The organism is Pseudomonas sp. SDO5591_S426 (assembly GCF_054070755.1).
On record NZ_JBSVXD010000016.1, the window covers coordinates 17,474 to 36,162 of the forward strand.

General features: G+C 59.5%; 13 protein-coding genes. 8 read left to right on the forward strand and 5 right to left on the reverse strand.

Features of this window, described 5'->3' with window-relative positions; genetic code table 11:
* Window positions 1-116 precede the first annotated feature (116 nt).
* On the reverse strand, window positions 117-2,858 hold the full coding sequence (gene acnA / locus ACW9JC_RS05845; protein ID WP_448106981.1) for an aconitate hydratase AcnA: 2,742 nt from the start codon (window positions 2,856-2,858) through the stop codon (window positions 117-119).
* A gap of 222 nt (window positions 2,859-3,080) precedes the next feature.
* Between acnA and rlmM the strand changes: the two genes are divergently transcribed.
* Together rlmM and tusA are read left to right on the forward strand one after the other, a co-directional pair.
* Window positions 3,081-4,154 carry a 23S rRNA (cytidine(2498)-2'-O)-methyltransferase RlmM gene (gene rlmM, locus ACW9JC_RS05850; protein ID WP_457454127.1) on the forward strand — a complete coding sequence of 358 codons (1,074 nt, stop codon included), beginning with the start codon at window positions 3,081-3,083 and terminating at the stop codon, window positions 4,152-4,154.
* Window positions 4,155-4,332: 178 nt separating this feature from the next.
* Window positions 4,333-4,584 carry a sulfurtransferase TusA gene (gene tusA, locus ACW9JC_RS05855; RefSeq protein WP_457454128.1) on the forward strand — a complete coding sequence of 84 codons (252 nt, stop codon included), beginning with the start codon at window positions 4,333-4,335 and terminating at the stop codon, window positions 4,582-4,584.
* Window positions 4,585-4,633: 49 nt separating this feature from the next.
* On the opposite strand, the gene ACW9JC_RS05860 is transcribed toward tusA, so the two are convergent.
* Window positions 4,634-6,043: an MATE family efflux transporter gene (locus ACW9JC_RS05860; protein ID WP_457454129.1), complete on the reverse strand. Its 1,410-nt coding sequence runs from the start codon at window positions 6,041-6,043 to the stop codon at window positions 4,634-4,636.
* 165 nt (window positions 6,044-6,208) lie between these two features.
* Between ACW9JC_RS05860 and pdxB the strand changes: the two genes are divergently transcribed.
* Window positions 6,209-7,351: a 4-phosphoerythronate dehydrogenase PdxB gene (gene pdxB, locus ACW9JC_RS05865; protein WP_457454131.1), complete on the forward strand. Its 1,143-nt coding sequence runs from the start codon at window positions 6,209-6,211 to the stop codon at window positions 7,349-7,351.
* A 68-nt stretch (window positions 7,352-7,419) separates the two neighbouring features.
* Here pdxB and ACW9JC_RS05870 read toward each other — a convergent pair whose 3' ends face one another.
* A complete protein-coding gene (locus tag ACW9JC_RS05870) occupies window positions 7,420-7,599 on the reverse strand; it encodes a PA1571 family protein (RefSeq protein ID WP_150701097.1) in 180 nt (59 codons plus the stop codon).
* A gap of 259 nt (window positions 7,600-7,858) precedes the next feature.
* On the opposite strand from ACW9JC_RS05870, the gene ACW9JC_RS05875 reads away from it, so the two are divergent.
* A complete protein-coding gene (locus ACW9JC_RS05875) occupies window positions 7,859-9,625 on the forward strand; it encodes an ABC transporter transmembrane domain-containing protein (protein WP_457454133.1) in 1,767 nt (588 codons plus the stop codon).
* Between the two features lie 68 nt (window positions 9,626-9,693).
* Window positions 9,694-10,728 (forward strand): Fic family protein, encoded by a 1,035-nt coding sequence (locus tag ACW9JC_RS05880; RefSeq protein WP_457454135.1) that lies wholly within the window; start codon window positions 9,694-9,696, stop codon window positions 10,726-10,728.
* A 72-nt stretch (window positions 10,729-10,800) separates the two neighbouring features.
* On the opposite strand, the gene ACW9JC_RS05885 is transcribed toward ACW9JC_RS05880, so the two are convergent.
* Window positions 10,801-12,729, reverse strand: a complete 1,929-nt coding sequence (locus ACW9JC_RS05885; RefSeq protein WP_448106988.1) for a transglycosylase SLT domain-containing protein — start codon at window positions 12,727-12,729, stop codon at window positions 10,801-10,803.
* 213 nt (window positions 12,730-12,942) lie between these two features.
* Between ACW9JC_RS05885 and ACW9JC_RS05890 the strand changes: the two genes are divergently transcribed.
* Window positions 12,943-14,859: an ATP-binding cassette domain-containing protein gene (locus ACW9JC_RS05890; RefSeq protein ID WP_457454136.1), complete on the forward strand. Its 1,917-nt coding sequence runs from the start codon at window positions 12,943-12,945 to the stop codon at window positions 14,857-14,859.
* Between the two features lie 151 nt (window positions 14,860-15,010).
* Here ACW9JC_RS05890 and ACW9JC_RS05895 read toward each other — a convergent pair whose 3' ends face one another.
* Window positions 15,011-15,451 (reverse strand): universal stress protein, encoded by a 441-nt coding sequence (locus tag ACW9JC_RS05895; protein WP_338585632.1) that lies wholly within the window; start codon window positions 15,449-15,451, stop codon window positions 15,011-15,013.
* Window positions 15,452-15,555: 104 nt separating this feature from the next.
* On the opposite strand from ACW9JC_RS05895, the gene ACW9JC_RS05900 reads away from it, so the two are divergent.
* Both ACW9JC_RS05900 and fadB read left to right on the forward strand, forming a co-directional pair.
* Window positions 15,556-15,993: a hypothetical protein gene (locus ACW9JC_RS05900; protein ID WP_457454138.1), complete on the forward strand. Its 438-nt coding sequence runs from the start codon at window positions 15,556-15,558 to the stop codon at window positions 15,991-15,993.
* Between the two features lie 527 nt (window positions 15,994-16,520).
* The gene (fadB, locus tag ACW9JC_RS05905; RefSeq protein ID WP_338585634.1) at window positions 16,521-18,668 is read left to right on the forward strand and encodes a fatty acid oxidation complex subunit alpha FadB; all 2,148 of its coding nucleotides are present in this window, start codon (window positions 16,521-16,523) and stop codon (window positions 18,666-18,668) included.
* Window positions 18,669-18,689: the final 21 nt, after the last annotated feature.

The window sequence follows — 18,689 nt, forward strand, 5'->3', positions numbered from 1 at the left end:
TACCTCAGTCCCTGTGGGAGCGGGCTGTGTCGGCCGCAACATAGAGGTGGGCGATTGTACGGGTGACTGCCCAAATAAAAACACCGCCCGAAGGCGGTGTCTTTGTCAGCGCACAACTACGACGCAATCAACTGCCGCAACACGTAATGTAAAATCCCTCCCGACTTGAAGTATTCCACTTCATTAAGTGTATCGATCCGGCACAGCACCTCGATCCTTTCACTGGTGCCGTTTTCACGATTGATGACCAGCGTCAGGTTCATCCGTGGTGTCAGCTCAACGCCGGTCAGGCCAAGAATGTCCAGGGTTTCGGTGCCTCTGAGGTTCAGGCTCTTGCGGTTCTGATCGAGTTTGAACTGCAGCGGCAGCACACCCATGCCTACCAGGTTGGAACGGTGAATGCGTTCAAAGCTTTCGGCGATGACCGCTTTGACCCCCAGCAGATTGGTGCCCTTGGCCGCCCAGTCGCGGCTCGATCCGGTGCCGTATTCTTGCCCGGCGATCACCACCAGCGGCGTCCCTGCGGCTTGATAACGCATGGCCGCGTCGTAGATCGCCAGCTTCTCTCCGGTCGGGATGTAGAGGGTGTTGCCGCCTTCTTCGCCGCCGAGCATTTCATTGCGAATGCGGATGTTGGCGAAGGTGCCGCGCATCATCACTTCGTGGTTACCACGGCGCGAGCCGTAGGAGTTGAAGTCGCGCGGCTCCACGCCTTTCTCGCGCAGGTAGCGGCCCGCCGGGCTGTCAGCCTTGATGTTGCCGGCAGGGGAAATGTGGTCGGTGGTTACCGAATCGCCCAGCAGCGCAAGAACGCGCGCGCCACTGACGTCCTTGACCACCGGCGGTGGTCCGCCAATGTCATCAAAGAACGGCGGATGCTGGATATAGGTTGAGTCGTCCTGCCAGACATAGGTCGCTGCTTGCGGCACTTCGATGGCTTGCCACTGTTCATCGCCGGCAAACACTTCGGCGTACTCCTTGTGGAACATGGCGGTGTTGACCTGTTCCACGGCCTCGGCGATTTCCTGGGTGCTTGGCCAGATGTCCCGCAGGTAAACCAGATTGCCGTTCTGGTCCTCGCCCAAGGGCTCGCGGCTGAGGTCAATGCGCACGGTGCCGGCCAGCGCATAGGCGACCACCAGCGGTGGCGACGCCAGCCAGTTGGTTTTCACCAGCGGATGAACCCGGCCTTCGAAGTTGCGATTGCCCGACAACACCGAGGCCACGGTCAGGTCGGCTTTCTGAATGGCTTTTTCAATCGGTTCCGGCAAAGGACCGGAGTTGCCGATGCAGGTGGTGCAGCCATAACCGACCAAGGCAAACCCGAGCGCATCGAGGTATTGCGTCAGGCCGGCAGCCTTGTAGTAATCGGTGACCACCTTCGAGCCGGGGGCCAGCGAGCTTTTCACCCAGGGTTTGCGGCGCAGGCCTTTTTCCACGGCTTTCTTCGCCACCAGGCCGGCAGCCATCATCACGCTCGGGTTGGAGGTGTTGGTGCAGGAGGTAATCGCTGCGATCACAACTGCGCCGTTTTTCAGGCGAACCGTTTGCCCTTCAAAGTCGTAGTCCACTTCACCGGCCAGATCGGCGTTACCCACCGCCACACCGCCGCCGCCCTCGCTTTCCAGGCGACCTTCTTCCTTGCTGGTGGGCTTCATTTGCAGGCCGAGGAAGTCGCTGAAGGCTTGCGCCACATTCGGCAGCGAAACCCGGTCTTGCGGGCGTTTCGGTCCGGCGAGGCTGGCTTCGACGCTGGCCATGTCCAGCGCCAGGCTGTCGGTGAATGCCGGTTCCTTGCCCGGCAAGCGCCACAGGCCTTGCGCCTTGCTGTAGGCCTCGACCAGTTTCACGGTTTCAATCGGGCGACCGGACAGGCGCAAGTATTCCAGCGTCACGTCGTCCACCGGGAAGAAGCCGCAGGTGGCGCCGTACTCCGGAGCCATGTTGGCAATGGTCGCGCGGTCGGCCAGCGGCAGGTCGGCGAGGCCATCGCCGTAGAACTCGACGAATTTGCCGACCACGCCTTTCTTGCGCAGCATTTGGGTGACGGTCAGCACCAGGTCGGTGGCGGTGATGCCTTCCTTGAGCTTGCCGGTGAGTTTGAAACCGATCACTTCCGGAATCAGCATCGACACCGGTTGCCCGAGCATCGCCGCTTCCGCTTCGATGCCGCCAACACCCCAGCCGAGTACGCCGAGGCCGTTGATCATGGTGGTGTGGGAATCGGTACCGACCAACGTGTCCGGGAAGGCGTAGGTGCGGCCATCCTCGTCTTTGGTCCAGACTGTGCGACCCAGGTATTCCAGATTCACCTGGTGGCAGATCCCGGTGCCCGGAGGCACCACGCTGAAGTTGTCGAATGCACTCTGGCCCCAGCGCAGGAACGCATAACGTTCGCCGTTGCGTTGCATTTCGATATCGACGTTCTGTTCGAAGGCGCTGCTGGTGGCGAACTTGTCGACCATCACTGAGTGGTCGATCACCAGATCGACAGGGGAGAGCGGGTTGATCCGCTGCGGATTGCCACCGGCCTTGGCCATCGCCGCACGCATGGCGGCTAGATCGACCACGGCGGGCACGCCGGTGAAGTCTTGCATCAATACCCGCGCGGGGCGGTACTGGATTTCGCGGTCGGAGCGGCGCTCCTTGAGCCAGGCGGCAATCGCCTTGAGGTCGGCGCCGGTCACGGTTTTTTCGTCTTCCCAGCGCAGCAGGTTTTCCAGCAGCACTTTCAGCGACATTGGCAGCTTGTCCAGATCGCCCAGGCTCTTGGCGGCATCGGGCAGGCTGAAATAGTGGTAGGTCTTGTCGTCGACTTGCAGGGTTTTCAGAGTCTTCAGGCTATCGAGGGACGGCATTGCGATCACTCCTTGAAGTCCGCACGGCTACGGACTGAGGGGACGGGCAGAGCATTAAACCTAGCCCTGTTTTAAGTAGCTGGCTAATAACTGGACTCTATCGACAAGTCCGAGGTTCCGAAGTCGGCTATCATGCGCCGGTTTTCGTGACAGGCTTTGCTTCAGGGCAAGCTTGGGCATCGCGCAGTGGTTGAATGTCTCGCCATCTGCCCAGGAGTAAGAATGAACACCCTATTCATGCATTGCCGGCCAGGTTTCGAAGGTGAAGTCTGTTCCGAGATTTCCGACCTCGCCGCACAACTGAACGTGGCCGGTTATGCCAAGGCCAAGGCCGCCAGTGCCTGCGCCGAATTTGTCTGCACCGAAGAAGACGGCGCCGAACGCCTGATGCGTGGTCAGCGTTTCGAACGACTGATCTTCCCGCGCCAATGGGCCCGGGGCATTTTCATCGATCTGCCGGAAACCGACCGCATCAGCGTGATCCTCGCGCACATGGCGGATTTCCCGGTGTGCGGCAGCCTGTGGCTGGAAATGGTCGACACCAACGATGGCAAGGAACTGTCGAACTTCTGCAAGAAATTCGAAGTTCATTTGCGCAAGGCGCTGCTGGCTGCCGGCAAGCTTGTCGAAGATGCTCATAAACCGCGTCTTCTTCTGACCTTCAAAAGCGGTCGTGAGGTGTTTGTCGGTCTGGCGGAGTCGAACAACTCGGCGATGTGGCCGATGGGAATTCCGCGTTTGAAATTCCCTCGTGAGGCGCCTAGCCGGTCGACCTTGAAACTGGAAGAAGCCTGGCACCACTTCATCCCGCGTGACCAGTGGGACGAACGCCTGCACAGCGACATGACCGGCGTCGACCTCGGCGCTGCGCCGGGTGGCTGGACTTGGCAACTGGTCAACCGCGGCATGCTGGTAACGGCTATCGACAACGGCCCGATGGCCGAAAGCCTGATGGACACTGGTCTGGTGCAGCACTTGATGGCCGATGGCTTCACCTTCAAGCCCAAGCAGCCGGTGGACTGGATGGTCTGCGACATCGTCGAGAAACCGGCGCGCAACGCCGCGATGCTGGAAGAGTGGATCGGCGACGGGCATTGTCGCGAAGCGGTGGTCAACCTGAAGTTGCCGATGAAGCAGCGTTATGCCGAAGTGAAGCGATTGCTGGAGCGCATCTCTGATGGCTTCAAGGCCCGGGGCATCAAGGTCGAGATCGGCTGTAAACAGCTGTACCACGACCGCGAAGAAGTGACCTGCCATCTGCGCCGATTGGACGTTAAGAAACCCAAGTCCCGCTGATGGACTGGTCCCCTGTAGGAGCTGCCGCAGGCTGCGATCTTTTGACTTTGCTCTTGACTTCATAAAGCAGAATCAAAAGATCGCAGCCTGCAGCTCCTACAGGGGCGGTGTTGTGTCGGGTAATTTGTTAAGAGCGGTGGCAATGCGCGACAATGCCGGCAAGTTTCAGGAGTTGATCATGAGTGAAATGCTTGATACGCCGGTTGACGGCACCCTCGACGCCACCGGCCTCAATTGCCCTGAGCCAGTGATGATGCTGCACCAGCATATCCGTGACCTGGCACCCGGTGGCCTGCTCAAGGTGATCGCGACCGACCCGTCGACCCGTCGCGACATCCCCAAGTTCTGCGTGTTTCTTGACCATGAGCTGGTGGCGCAACACGAAGACGCCGGCACCTATCTGTACTGGATTCGCAAGAAGTTCGATTAACAGGCCGCAAAAAAAAAGACCTGCAAAAGCAGGTCTTTTTTTTGTTCGGTTATTCCGCCGAGCGGCTCATGCGAATCCGTTTGCGCGCACTGCGCGTCAGGCGGATTGACAGCATCAACGCCGCACAGCTCAAACCCACGATCAGGCCTTGCCACAAGCCGCTCGGGCCACGGGGCTCTCCAAGCCAGTCCGTCAGGCCGAGGGCGTAACCCACCGGCAGGCCGATACCCCAATAGGCGAACAGGGTCAGGATCATTGTCACGCGAGTGTCCTGATACCCGCGTAGGGCGCCGGCTGCTGTCACCTGAATCGCGTCGGAAAACTGGAACAGCGCCGAGTACACGATCAGCATCGCCGCAATATGGATCACCGTCGGGTCAGCGGTGTAGATCGCGGCGATAGGCTCGCGCATCAGCAACATCATGCTCGCCGACAGGCAGGCATAGGCCAGTGCAGTACCCATACCGACGCCCGCGGCAAAACGCGCTTCGCGCGGCTCTTCACGGCCCAACGCCTGACCGACGCGCACCGTCACGGCCATGCCCAGAGAATAAGGAATCATGAACACCAGCGAGCTGACGTTCAGGGCAATCTGATGCCCGGCTACCACGGTCGCCCCCAGGCTGCCAATCAACAGCGCGATCACGGCAAAGATGCTCGACTCGGCGAACACGGCGATGCCGATAGGTAAACCGATCCCCAGCAGCCGCTTGATGACCGACCACTGCGGCCAGTCAAAGCGGCTGAACAATTGGCTCGACTGATAGGCCGGCGCCCAGCGTTCCCAACCGGCCAGTCCCAGGCTCATCACCCACATCACGATCGCTGTGGCCCAACCGCAGCCGACGCCGCCCATGGCCGGTACGCCGAAGTGGCCATAGATGAAGATGTAGTTCAACGGAATATTCAGCGCCAGGCCGCACAGGCCCAACACCATCGCCGGCCGTGTTCGCCCCAGACCATCACTGAAGCAGCGCAATACGCAGTAAAAAGCCGTGGCAGGAAGGCCACTGGCAATGCCGTGCAGGTATTGCATGCACGGGCCGATCAGTTCGGGGTCGACCTTCATCAGGTGCAAGATCGGTTCGGCGCTCAACAGCATGCCGGTCGCGATCAACCCCACGACCAGCGCCAGCCACAACGCTTGCCGCACGATCGGGCCGATTTCGCTGTGGGTGCCGGCGCCGAAGCGTTGGGCGACTTTCGGCGTGGTGGCCAGCAGGGTGCCGGTCATCAGCAGAAACACCGGGACCCAGATCGAGTTGCCCAAGGCAACTGCCGCGAGGTCCCGAGAACTGAATCGGCCCGCCATCACCGCGTCGACGAACCCCATCGCCGTGGTCGCCAGTTGCGCGATCATGATCGGCAGCGCCAGGCCGAGCAGATTTTTCAGCTCCAGGCGAACCCGGGCCGGGCGGGTGAGGGAAAGAGTAGCGGGGCGGTCAGTCACAGAATTCAAGGGCAAAACGTCCAAAAGGGTTTTGATGCACAGGCGCGCATTCTACGCGTTGACGCAGTGGTCAGGAAAAGACCAGTGTTGGGGATTTGTAATCAGTTGCCAGCACCGTGCTAGGCGCGATGCGTCATCTACGCCTACACTGCCGATCCGCCAAAGGAGCCTGCCATGCTGATTGTTGCCGACGAAAATATCCCCCTGCTTGATGCCTTCTTCGAGGGTTTCGGTGAAATCCGCCGGGTGCCGGGACGCTACATCGACCGCGCCACCGTCGAACAGGCCGATGTATTGCTGGTGCGCTCAGTGACTAACGTCAACCGCGCCTTGCTCGAAGGCAGCAACGTGCGCTTTGTCGGCACCTGCACCATCGGCACCGATCACCTGGACCTGGATTACTTTCAACAGGCCGGCATCACCTGGTCCAGTGCACCGGGTTGCAATGCCCGGGGCGTGGTCGACTATGTGCTCGGCAGTCTGCTGACCCTGGCCGAAATCGAAGGCGTCGACCTGACCCGGCGCACGTACGGCGTGGTCGGCGCGGGTGAGGTGGGCGGGCGACTGGTCAAGGTCCTGCAAGGGCTGGGCTGGAAAGTGCTGGTTTGCGACCCGCCACGGCAAGCCGCTGAAGGTGGCGATTACGTCAGCCTGGAAGAAATCATCGAGCAGTGCGACGTAATCAGCCTGCACACGCCGCTGACCAAGCAAGGCTCGCAATCGACCTGGCACCTGTTCGATAAAAAACGCCTGAACCAACTCAAAACGGGCGCCTGGCTGATCAACGCCAGTCGCGGGCCGGTAGTCAATAACGCCGCTTTGCGCGATGTGCTGTTGGAGCGCGAAGACCTGCAAGCGGTGCTCGATGTCTGGGAAGGCGAGCCGGAAGTCGATGTGGCGCTGGCCGAACTCTGCGTGCTGGCAACGCCGCACATTGCCGGCTACAGCCTCGATGGCAAGCAACGGGGCACGGCGCAAATCTATCAGGCGTATTGCGATTTCCTCGGGCAACCGGCCCAAGTCAGCCTGAGTGATTTGTTGCCGGCGCCGTGGTTGTCGCAAGTGTCGCTGAGCGCTGAAAGCGATCCGGCCTGGGCGCTGGCGATGTTGTGCCGTGGCGTGTACGACCCGCGCCGCGACGATGCGGATTTCCGCCGCAGCCTTGTAGGCAGTGTGAGCGAGCAGCGTGCGGCGTTCGATGTGTTGCGCAAGAACTATCCATCGCGGCGGGAGATTGATGGGTTGCGGGTGCGGATTGATGGGGATGCGCCTGAGTTGCAGAGAATTGTGGCAGCGTTGGGTGCGACAACGCTCTAACGATGCAAGCCTTCCAGACATAAAAAACCCGGCCATCATGGGCCGGGTCAATGAAGACGGTGGCTATATCACTCTTGTTCGGCAGGCTTGACCAATCGCTTTTCCAGCTCGCTGCAAGCTTGCTGGATCATGTCTTCAGTGATCGGTACTTCGCGGCCCTGTTCATCGATAATCGAGCAACCCAGAGACTGGTCTGGCTGCGTGCGGATCACTTGAATCTTGTCATCGCTGCTGTTTTGCAAGGACATGGCCTGTCTCCTCATCAGGTGTGTGCTTACTGTAGAACCGCCAGGTGACCAGGCTGTGACAACTCCCTGCGATCTCTCCGTGGCGGCAATACCAGTCCACCAGAAATACCGCGTCGTTGCCACCCGGACCTTAGACCAATAGCGTCTATGACCTAGTCTTGCGGGTCATAATTAACCTGACTCATTGTGATTTACCAAGTTCCACCCCATTGAACGATGTAGGTTGAACCTGACTATTGCTCCATCCTGGATGATGCCCATGCTCACTGTTCGTCACCGTCGCGCGATTCGCCTGGCCAGCCGTTTCATCGCGCCTTATCGCTGGCACGCTTTCGGCGCGTTGCTCGCGTTGATCGTCACGGCGGGCATCACCCTGTCCATGGGGCAGGGCATCCGGCTGCTGGTGGACCAGGGTTTCATGACCCAGTCACCGCATTTGCTCAACCAGTCCATCGGTTTGTTCATGTTGCTGGTGATTGGTCTTGCGATCGGCACGTTTGCCCGGTTTTATCTGGTTTCGTGGATCGGCGAACGCTGCGTTGCCGACATCCGTCGGCAAGTGTTCAACCATCTGATCTACCTGCATCCGGGTTTCTACGAAAACAACCGCAGCTCCGAGATCCAGTCACGGCTGACCGCCGACACCACGCTGTTGCAATCGGTGATCGGCTCTTCGCTGTCGCTGTTTTTGCGCAATTTGCTGATGGTGATCGGCGGGATCGTCCTGCTGTTTGTCACCAACCCCAAACTCACCAGCATCGTGGTGGTCGCTTTGCCGTTGGTGATCGCGCCGATCCTGATTTTCGGCCGGCGGGTGCGCAACCTGTCGCGCCTGAGCCAGGACCGGATCGCCGATATCGGCAGCTATGTCTCCGAAACCCTCGGCCAGATCAAGACCGTGCAGGCCTATAACCACCAGGTCCAGGACGAGCAACGTTTTGCCGTGACCGTGGAGGAGGCGTTCAACACCGCGCGCAAACGCATTTTCCAGCGGGCCTGGCTGATCACCCTGGTGATCGTGCTGGTGCTGGGTGCCGTGGGCGTGATGCTTTGGGTCGGCGGCATGGATGTGATGGCCGGGCGAATTTCTGCCGGTGAACTTGCGGCATTTGTCTTCTACAGCTTGATCGTGGGCAGTGCTTTTGGCACCTTGAGTGAGGTGATCGGCGAATTGCAGCGCGCGGCTGGCGCGGCGGAACGCATCGCCGAATTGCTGCGTTCGGAAAACATCATCCTGCCACCGACGACCGATCTGGTGACCTTGCCCGCGCGGGTGAAGGGCGATCTGCTGCTGCAAGACGTGCGTTTTTCCTACCCGTCACGTCCCGAAAGCTTTGCCGTCGATGGCTTGAATCTGACGGTCAGGGCCGGCGAAACCCTGGCCTTGGTCGGACCGTCCGGCGCGGGCAAGTCGACGGTGTATGACTTGTTGCTGCGCTTCTACGACCCTGCTGAAGGCCGCATCCTGCTCGATGGCACGCCACTGACCCAACTCGATCCGCTGGACCTGCGGCGCTGCTTCGCATTGGTCTCACAAACCCCGGCGCTGTTTTTCGGCAGCATTGAAGAAAACATCCGCTACGGCAACCCGGGCGCGACGCTGGCGGAGGTCCAGGAAGCGGCAAAAATCGCCTACGCCCACGACTTCATCGAAGCGATGCCCAACGGTTATCAGACCCATCTGGGCGATGGCGGCCTCGGCTTGTCCGGCGGCCAACGCCAACGCCTGGCCATCGCCCGAGCGCTGCTGGTGGATGCACCCATCCTGCTGCTCGACGAAGCCACCAGCGCCCTCGATGCCCAAAGCGAACACCTGATCCAGCAAGCCCTGCCGAGCCTGATGAAAAACCGCACGACCCTGGTCATCGCCCATCGGCTGGCCACCGTGAAAAACGCCGACCGTATCGCCGTGATGGATCAAGGCAAACTGGTGGCGGTGGGCACGCATCAAGAGCTGATCGCGAGCAACGCGTTGTATGCGCGGTTGGCGGCGTTGCAGTTCAATGATGGGCACGAGGCTGCGTGAATGGGTGCTGCTGAATGCTGCCCGGTTCGGGCATTATGTCGTCTTCAGTCGTGAGCCCGGATGAGGATATGAGCCGTTACCAACCACCGTTGACCCTGACTTCAAAAATGTTGTCGCTGATCGCTGAAATCAGTGAGCAGATCGGTCAGCTAACGGCTATGGACGAACGCCTGCAGACTCCTCAGTTGCGTCGTGGCAATCGGATACGAACGATTCAGGCGTCCTTGGCCATCGAGAGCAACACCCTTAGCGTTGAGCAAGTGACAGCTGTTCTGGCGGGGCAGCGCGTTCTGGGATTGCCTCGCGAAATTCAGGAAGTGCGTAATGCCTTCGCTGCCTACGAAGCCATGCCGGACTGGCAGCCGAGTAGTCGAGTCAATTTGCTTCGAGCCCATGAGTTGCTGATGGGTGGATTGATTGACGATTTTGGCCAGTTTCGTCGAGCCGGTGTGGGCATTTACCGTGGCGACAAACTGGTCCACATGGCGCCGCCGCCAAGTCGCGTTGCGCATTTGATTGATGACTTGTTGGCGTGGCTTGCCGCCTCTGATTGGCATCCATTGATCACAAGCTGTGTATTCCATTACGAGTTCGAGTTCATCCATCCCTTCGCGGATGGCAACGGACGCATGGGGCGTCTTTGGCAGACACTGATACTCAGTCAATGGCGCCCGGTTTTGTCTTATTTGCCAGTCGAGGCGGTCATTCGGGACCAGCAGGACGCTTACTACGCAGCACTGTCGGCTGCGGATCAGCTGGCTGAATCGACTCCGTTCGTAGAGTTCATGCTGCAAGCACTGAGCACTGCGCTTGAGGAGGCAGTCCTCGGCGAGTCAACAAGCGATCCAGTAAGTGATCCAGTAAGCGACCCAGTAAGGAAGTTGATTTCTGCATTGCACCGTAACGGCCCGCGCAAAATCAGTGATTTGATGGCTGACGTCGGATTGGCCCACAAGGCGAACTTTCGGGCTAACTATCTCAGGCCTGCATTGGCGAACGAATTGATAGAAATGACCCATCCAGAATCGCCAAACAGTCCGGTTCAGAAGTATCGCCTGACTCAGCTTGGCAAACAGGCTGTCGCACAACTCAAGTCGGCGTAGAAGCTTTGAATGCAACGAAAAATGCCCACATCAGTCGATGCGGGCATTTTTGTCAGTGCGCCAGGCCAACGATCACTGATCGTCGAAATACCGCTCATGCCAATCCACGATCGGCTGTGGTGCGTTGAGCTTCTGGCCGTAGATCACCGAGTACGACAAGACGTTTTGCACGTACTGGCGGGTTTCGTCGAACGGGATGCTTTCAACCCACACATCGAAACTCAGGTGATCCGCGCCGCGCAGCCATTGGCGCACGCGGCCTGGGCCGGCGTTGTAGGCGGCGGAGGCGAGGACGCGGTTGCCGTTGAACTGACTATGGACCTGGCTCAGGTACGCGGCGCCGAGCTGGATATTCTTGTCCGGGTCGAACAACTGCTGCGGCGAGGCATACGGAATGCTGAACTTGCGCGCGGTTTCCTTGGCGGTGGCGGGCATCAACTGCATCAGGCCGCTGGCGCCGACACTGGAGCGGGCGTCGTCCATGAAGGCGCTTTCCTGGCGGGTGATGGCGAACGCCCAGCTTGGATGCAAGCCGCGATTCTTCGCTTCACGTACCAGCGTGTTGCGGTGGGCCATCGGGAAGCGGATATCCAGATCGTCCCAGTACTGCGCCTGACTGATAGTGCGAATGGCCGGGAAATACCATTTCAGGTCGTAGGCCAGTTTTGCCTGGGCGACCATTTCGTCACGGCTGAAGTGGCGGCTGACGTGATACCACTCGCGTCGACCATCGACAATCTGCCCGCGGGCGTGGAACTCCAGAGCGCGGCGTATACCGGGGGTGTTGCGCACTTTATTGATCAGCGCCTGGCTCATCACCAGCGGTTTGTTGTTCAACGAATAGGGGGATTGCGAACGATCCGCCGCGAGAAATCCATAGAAGTCACGTTCGCGGGCGAGGCTTTTGTAGAGGGTCTGCGGTTCCGGGCTTTGCGGTTGCGCCAGCTCCAGGCTGCGGGCCTGCCAGTAGCGCCAGCGGTTGGTGGTGGCCAGATCCTGCGGCAGGCGACGGGTCAACTGATAGGCGTCGTCCCAGCGGGCCAGGCGCAACAACAGGCGCAATCGCCATTCGGACACGGTGTTGTCGCGCAATTCCGGGTCGTACTTGGTCATCATCTCCAGCGCACGGCTGTCGAAACGCTTGGCGAGCGTCAGCCCGATTTCTCTGGCGATGGCGACCTTTTCATCACGGGAGAAATGCATGCTGCTGGCGTACCCGTCCAGCAGGTTCATGGCCTTGTCGGGGTCTTGGCGAGCGAGGCGGCGCAGGCCGAGGCTGACCACATCGGACATCGGTTCGTCGGCCGGAGTGAAGCGCGATGGCTGATTCAACAGTTCCGGGTTCTGCGCTACATCCACCAGCAAGCGGCCGCGGGGGGCGAGGGTGGTCAGGCCGTTGGTCAGGCTGTTGGCGAGTGGGTAATTGCGCGCCTGGGCCGCGAGTTTGGTGCGTTCCCAGCGTTTCTGTTCGGTCAATTGGCCGTCGGCCGCCCACATGCCGAACAGCGTGTCGCACGCCTCCGGTTGCGATTTGCCGGTCAGCCAGAGCTTGTTGGCGTTGGCGTAACCTTCGGATTTGAGATTGTGGCTGATCTGGTATTGCGCATTCAGGCAATCCAGCTCGGTGAAATTCATTTTTGGATCGTAGTACTTGACGAATGTTGCCCAATCGCCGCGCTCGGCCAGCCAGCGCAACCAGCGCAGTTTCATCCAGTTGGCTTGTGGCAGGTCGCCATGTTCGGCGAGGAATTTTTCGATTTCGGCATTGCTTGCGGTTTTCAGGCGCGCGGTCAGCTCGTCATACGCCAGGTACGGTTCCAGCGGATAATCGGCCAAGGCCTGGCTGTAACGGAAGTAAGGACCGCTATCGCCCTTGGCCAGGGCGCGCTTGGCTTCATCGTAATACTGGCGTTGAGTGGACAGGTCCACCGCTTGGGCGGTTTGAACGGCAGCGGCAGAGAGTAAAAAACAGGACAAAAGCTTGAAGAGGCGACTGCGCATGAGACGTCCGGGCATAAAAAACATGACAAGTGCGGGCGATGGCCACACTGAATTATCCGTAGCTTAGCCTTTTGCCAGCAGCAGGCGAAAGCTTTGCTGACCTGTCTGCATCAGTTCGCAACATTTGTTATGCAGAGTGCTTCGACAGTGAAATTGCCGGCCTTCTGAAGCCTCGATTCAGGTAGAATGCGCGCCCGGTTTTTGGAGAAGCTCATGACCCTGCTCAAATTCAGCGATGTGTCCCTTGCTTTCGGCGCTATGCCGTTGTTGGACAAGGTGTCCTGGCAGATCGCCCGTGGAGAGCGGGTGTGCATCATCGGCCGCAACGGCACTGGCAAGTCCAGCATGATGAAGCTCGTCAAGGGCGACCAGAAGCCCGATGACGGCTCTGTTTGGCGCGCACCCGGCCTCAAGATTGGCGAATTGCCGCAAGAATTGCCGGTAGCCGACGAGCGGACAGTGTTCGACGTGGTGGCCGAAGGCCTGGACGGTGTCGGCGCCTTGCTCGCCGAGTATCACCATTTGAGCCAGAACTGCGTCACCGACGCCGACCTGGACAAGCTGATGCACGTCCAGCACGACCTCGAAGCCCGCGATGGCTGGCGTTTGCAGACCCTGGTCGACAGCACACTCAGCCGTTTGCAATTGCCGGCCGACAAAACCCTCGCCGAATTGTCCGGCGGCTGGCGTCGTCGCGTCCTGCTGGCCCAGGCTCTGGTTTCCGAACCGGACCTGCTGCTGCTCGACGAACCGACCAACCACCTGGACATCGGTGCGATCGCCTGGCTGGAAGAGGCGCTGAAAGATTTCCAGGGCGCCGTGCTGTTCATCACGCACGACCGTTCCTTCCTGCAAAACCTCGCCACCCGCATCCTCGAACTGGACCGCGGCGGCCTGATCGACTGGAACGGCGACTACGCCAGTTTCCTCGTGCACAAAGAGGCCGAACTGGCTGCCGAAGCCACCGCCAACGCGCTGTTCGACAAGCGTCTGGCCCAGGAAGAAGTGTGGATTCGCCAAGGCATCAAGGCTCGTCGTACCCGTAACGAAGGTCGCGTGCGTGCTCTGAAAGCCCTGCGCGTTGAGCGTAGCGAGCGTCGTGAGCGAACCGGCAAGGCCAACATCCAGCTGGAAACCGCCGACAAGTCCGGCAAACAGGTGATGGTGCTCGATAACGTGAGCTTCGCTCACCCGGGCGGGCCGTTCCTGATCAAGGATTTCTCGATGGTGTTGCAGCGCGGCGACCGCATCGGTCTGCTCGGCGCCAACGGCACCGGCAAGACCACGCTCCTCAAGCTGATGCTCAGCGGCCTGCAACCTACCAGCGGCAAGGTGGAAGAGGGCACGAAGATCGACGTCGCCTACTTCGACCAGTTGCGCCATCAGCTGGATCTGGAAAAGACCGTAATCGACAACGTCGCCGAAGGTCGCGACTTCATCGATATCGACGGCCAGAGCCGCCACGTGCTGAGCTACCTCGGCGACTTCCTGTTCAGCCCGCAGCGTGCCCGCACGCCGGTCAAGGCGCTGTCCGGTGGCGAGCGTGCCCGTCTGTTGCTGGCCAAACTGTTCAGCAAGCCGGCGAACCTGTTGGTACTCGACGAACCGACCAACGACCTCGACGTCGAAACCCTCGAACTGCTGGAAGAGGTCTTGCTGACCTTCAACGGCACCGTACTGATGGTCAGCCACGACCGGGCATTCCTCGACAACGTGGTCACCAGCACGCTGGTCTTCGAAGGCGAAGGCAAGGTTCGCGAATACGTCGGCGGTTATCAGGACTGGCTGCGTCAGGGCGGTTCGCCGCGTCTGTTGGGCGTGACCGAGAGCAAATCCGGCAAGGCCGACTTGAACTCCGCTGTGGTCAAGGCCGAGCCTGCGCCAGTTGCGGCAGCCGTCGAAGCGCCTGCAAAGAAAAAGCTCAGCTACAAGCTGCAGCGCGAGCTGGAAGCATTGCCAGGGCAGATCGAAGCCATGGAGCAGCAGATCGCTGCCGTTGAAGCGCAGATGGCGGATGGCGGTTTCTACCTGCGTCCGGCGGCCGAAACCGCTGCGGTGATCGCCCAGCTGTCACAGCTGCAGGCTGAACTTGACGTGATGGTCGAGCGTTGGGCTGAACTGGATGCCTGATTGATCCTGTAATAAAAAAGCCCGGCTCTCAGTGATGAGCGCCGGGCTTTTCGTAGGAGCCGCCGCAGGCTGCGATCTTTTGATCTTGTTTGTAAAAATCAACATCAAAGGATCGCAGCCTGCGGCAGCTCCTACAGGTTTTTTTGTGCTGTCAGGATTTGTTTTGCAGGCGCACCGCCAGCACATCGCAAGGCGCACCGTGCAGGACGTCGTTGGCGGTGGAGCCCAGCAGCAGTGCCAGGCCGTGTCGGCCATGGCTGCCCACCACGATCAGGTCGCAGGTCTGTTCCTTGGCCAGATGGTGAATCTCCTGGCGTGGCTGGCCGTAGGTCAGGTGACTGTATTCCTTGGAGAGCTCCGGATATTTCAGGATCAAGCGGTCGAGTCGCTCCTTGGCCTGGTCGAACTGCTGTTGTTGCAGTTGTGACAGGTCCATCGGCACGTCGCCGCCAAAGGCCATGGCCATCGGTTCGACGATGTGCACCAGTGAAAGCTTCGCACCGTTGCTCACCGACAGCTCGCGAGCCCGGTGGATTACAGGGTCGCACTCTTCGGTTAGATCTACAGCGACCAGAATATGGTTGTAGGGCATGAGGTGCTCCTCCTGAGGAATGCAATATTGGTAAGTATGGCTGGTTTCAAGCGCATTGGTTCCAAAGTGGCTCAATGCGCTCATTCAAAATCGGGAGTACAGATATGACGGTCTGGATAGTGGTGTCAATCCTGCTGGTGGTTCTCAGTCCACTGGCATGGTTGCGGCCGTCTCGCCATCAGAGTGGCCGGATGGCCCTGCGCATGGAGGCGCGACGCATCGGGCTGGCCATGCAGCTTGCGCCTCAGGAATGGCCGCACTGGCTCGGTCAGGAGCCGCCGAACCCCTGCGCGCAGTACCATCGGCCACGACGCGGCACGCAGCCTGCCTGCTGGAGTTACTGGCAGAAATCACCGGGTCTGTGGGTCAATCAGTGGCAGGAAACCTGCGAGGATCCGGCACTGCTCAATCATTTCGAAAAATTGCCGGACAACGTCTACAAGGTCGAGGCCGATAAGCAGATGATCGCCTTGTATTGGGGCGAGAAGGGTGAAGCTGCGGTTTTGCAAAACATTGATGTGCTGCTGAAAGCATTGGCATGACATCAATCGCGTTTCGCACTGCAAGGGTGCGAAACGTCGGGCAATAAAAAGCCCGACAACAACATCGGGCGGGTTGGCCAGGCAGGCCGGTAATTCGCTGTGGGCTGATCTTACGCCGGGCATTCGCCAAAAGCGTTCAAATTTTTCCCTGAGATTCCGCCAGCGTAGCTCGTTAAACGCGGGCTGCCGTGAATTAGGGCGACTTTTCTAATGATTGATCCTATGAATGGCAGCACATGCACCCGCGTGTTAGAGATCTTCGCGTTACGGAAGTGACCGCAAAGTCGCGTTGCAACCCGCATTTTGGGCGATTGACAATTGCCGGAAATTCCGTGAAGGTGGCGTACCCAAATCAAACGGGCGTATGAATTGAGCGTTTGTATTTCAGACCGCTCCTACAGAATCCCGACTATCGCGTTGGCGGGTGTGCCGGGTGGATTGGCGTAGCATTGACGATTGACGTCCTGCCAGCCATTCGCCTGCGTCCGACGTGTACTGTTCAGCTTCCATATCGTGGAGATCAGTTGATGATTTACGAAGGTAAAGCCATCACGGTTAAGGCTCTTGAAAGTGGCATCGTCGAACTGAAGTTCGACCTCAAGGGTGAGTCCGTCAACAAGTTCAACCGTCTAACCCTGAACGAACTGCGTCAGGCCGTAGACACCATCAAGGCAGATGCTTCGATCAAGGGTGTGATCGTCAGCAGTGGCAAGGACGTTTTCATCGTCGGCGCCGACATCACCGAATTTGTCGACAACTTCAAGCTGCCGGATGCAGAGCTTGTTGCTGGCAACCTCGAAGCCAACAAGATTTTCAGCGATTTCGAAGACCTCAACGTCCCGACTGTGGTTGCCATCAACGGCATCGCTTTGGGTGGCGGTCTGGAAATGTGCCTGGCGGCGGACTACCGCGTCATGTCCACCAAGGCCAAGATCGGTCTGCCGGAAGTCAAGCTGGGCATCTACCCGGGCTTCGGCGGTACCGTGCGTCTGCCGCGCCTGATCGGTGCCGACAACGCGATCGAGTGGATTGCCTCCGGCAAGGAAAACCGTCCTGAAGACGCGCTGAAAGTGGGCGCCGTCGATGCCGTGGTTGCGCCTGAGAAGTTGCAGGAAGCGGCCCTTGAGCTGATCAAGCGCGCCGTCTCCGGCGAGTTCGACTACAAGGCCAAGCGTCAACCGAAGCTGGAAAAGCTGAAGCTGAACGCCATCGAACAAATGATGGCTTTCGAAACCGCCAAAGGTTTCGTGGCAGGTCAAGCTGGCCCGAACTACCCGGCGCCGGTTGAAGCGATCAAGACCATCCAGAAAGCCGCGAACTTCGGTCGCGACAAGGCGCTGGAAGTCGAAGCTGCAGGTTTCGTCAAACTGGCCAAGACCTCTGCCGCGCAGAGCTTGATCGGTCTGTTCCTGAACGATCAGGAGCTGAAGAAAAAGGCCAAGGCCTACGACGAAATCGCCAAGGACGTGAAGCAGGCCGCCGTACTCGGTGCCGGCATCATGGGTGGCGGTATCGCCTATCAGTCGGCCTCCAAAGGCACGCCGATCCTGATGAAGGACATCAACGAAGCCGGTATCGAACAGGGGCTGGCCGAAGCCGCCAAACTGCTGGTTGGCCGCGTTGATAAAGGCCGCATGACCGCCGCGAAAATGGCTGAAGTGCTCAACGGCATCCGTCCAACCCTGTCCTACGGTGATTTCGGTCACGTTGACCTGGTGGTTGAAGCCGTCGTCGAGAACCCTAAGGTCAAGCAAGCCGTACTGGCTGAAGTCGAAGACAAGGTCAAAGAGGACACCATCCTCGCGTCCAACACCTCGACCATTTCCATCACCTTGCTGGCCAAAGCCCTCAAGCGTCCGGAAAACTTCGTCGGCATGCACTTCTTCAACCCGGTGCACATGATGCCGCTGGTGGAAGTGATCCGTGGCGAGAAGTCCAGCGAGCTGGCGGTTGCCACCACCGTTGCCTACGCCAAGAAAATGGGCAAGAACCCGATCGTCGTCAACGACTGCCCGGGCTTCCTGGTCAACCGCGTACTGTTCCCGTACTTCGGCGGTTTCGCCAAGCTGGTCAGCGCCGGTGTGGACTTCGTCCGTATCGACAAGATCATGGAAAAATTCGGCTGGCCGATGGGCCCGGCGTACCTGATGGACGTGGTTGGCATCGACACCGGTCACCACGGTCGTGACGTGATGGCTGAAGGTTTCCCGGACCGCATGAAGGACGACCGTCGCTCGGCCGTTGACGTGCTCTACGAAGCCAAGCGCCTGGGTCAGAAGAACGGCAAGGGCTTCTACGCCTACGAGACCGACAAGAAGGGCAAGCAGAAGAAAGTGGCCGATCCTTCGGTGCTGGAAGTGCTCAAGCCAATCGTCTTTGAACAGCGTGAAGTCACCGACGAAGACATCATCAACTGGATGATGATCCCGCTGTGCCTGGAAACCGTGCGCTGCCTGGAAGACGGCATCGTCGAAACCGCTGCCGAAGCCGACATGGGTCTGGTCTACGGTATTGGTTTTCCTCCATTCCGTGGCGGTGCGCTGCGCTACATCGACTCGATCGGTGTTGCAGAGTTCGTTGCCCTGGCTGACCAGTACGCTGATTTGGGCGCGCTGTACCACCCGACCGCGAAGCTGCGCGAAATGGCCAAAAACGGCCAGAGCTTCTTCGGTTAAGCGCCCCCAACTAGAGTGAGA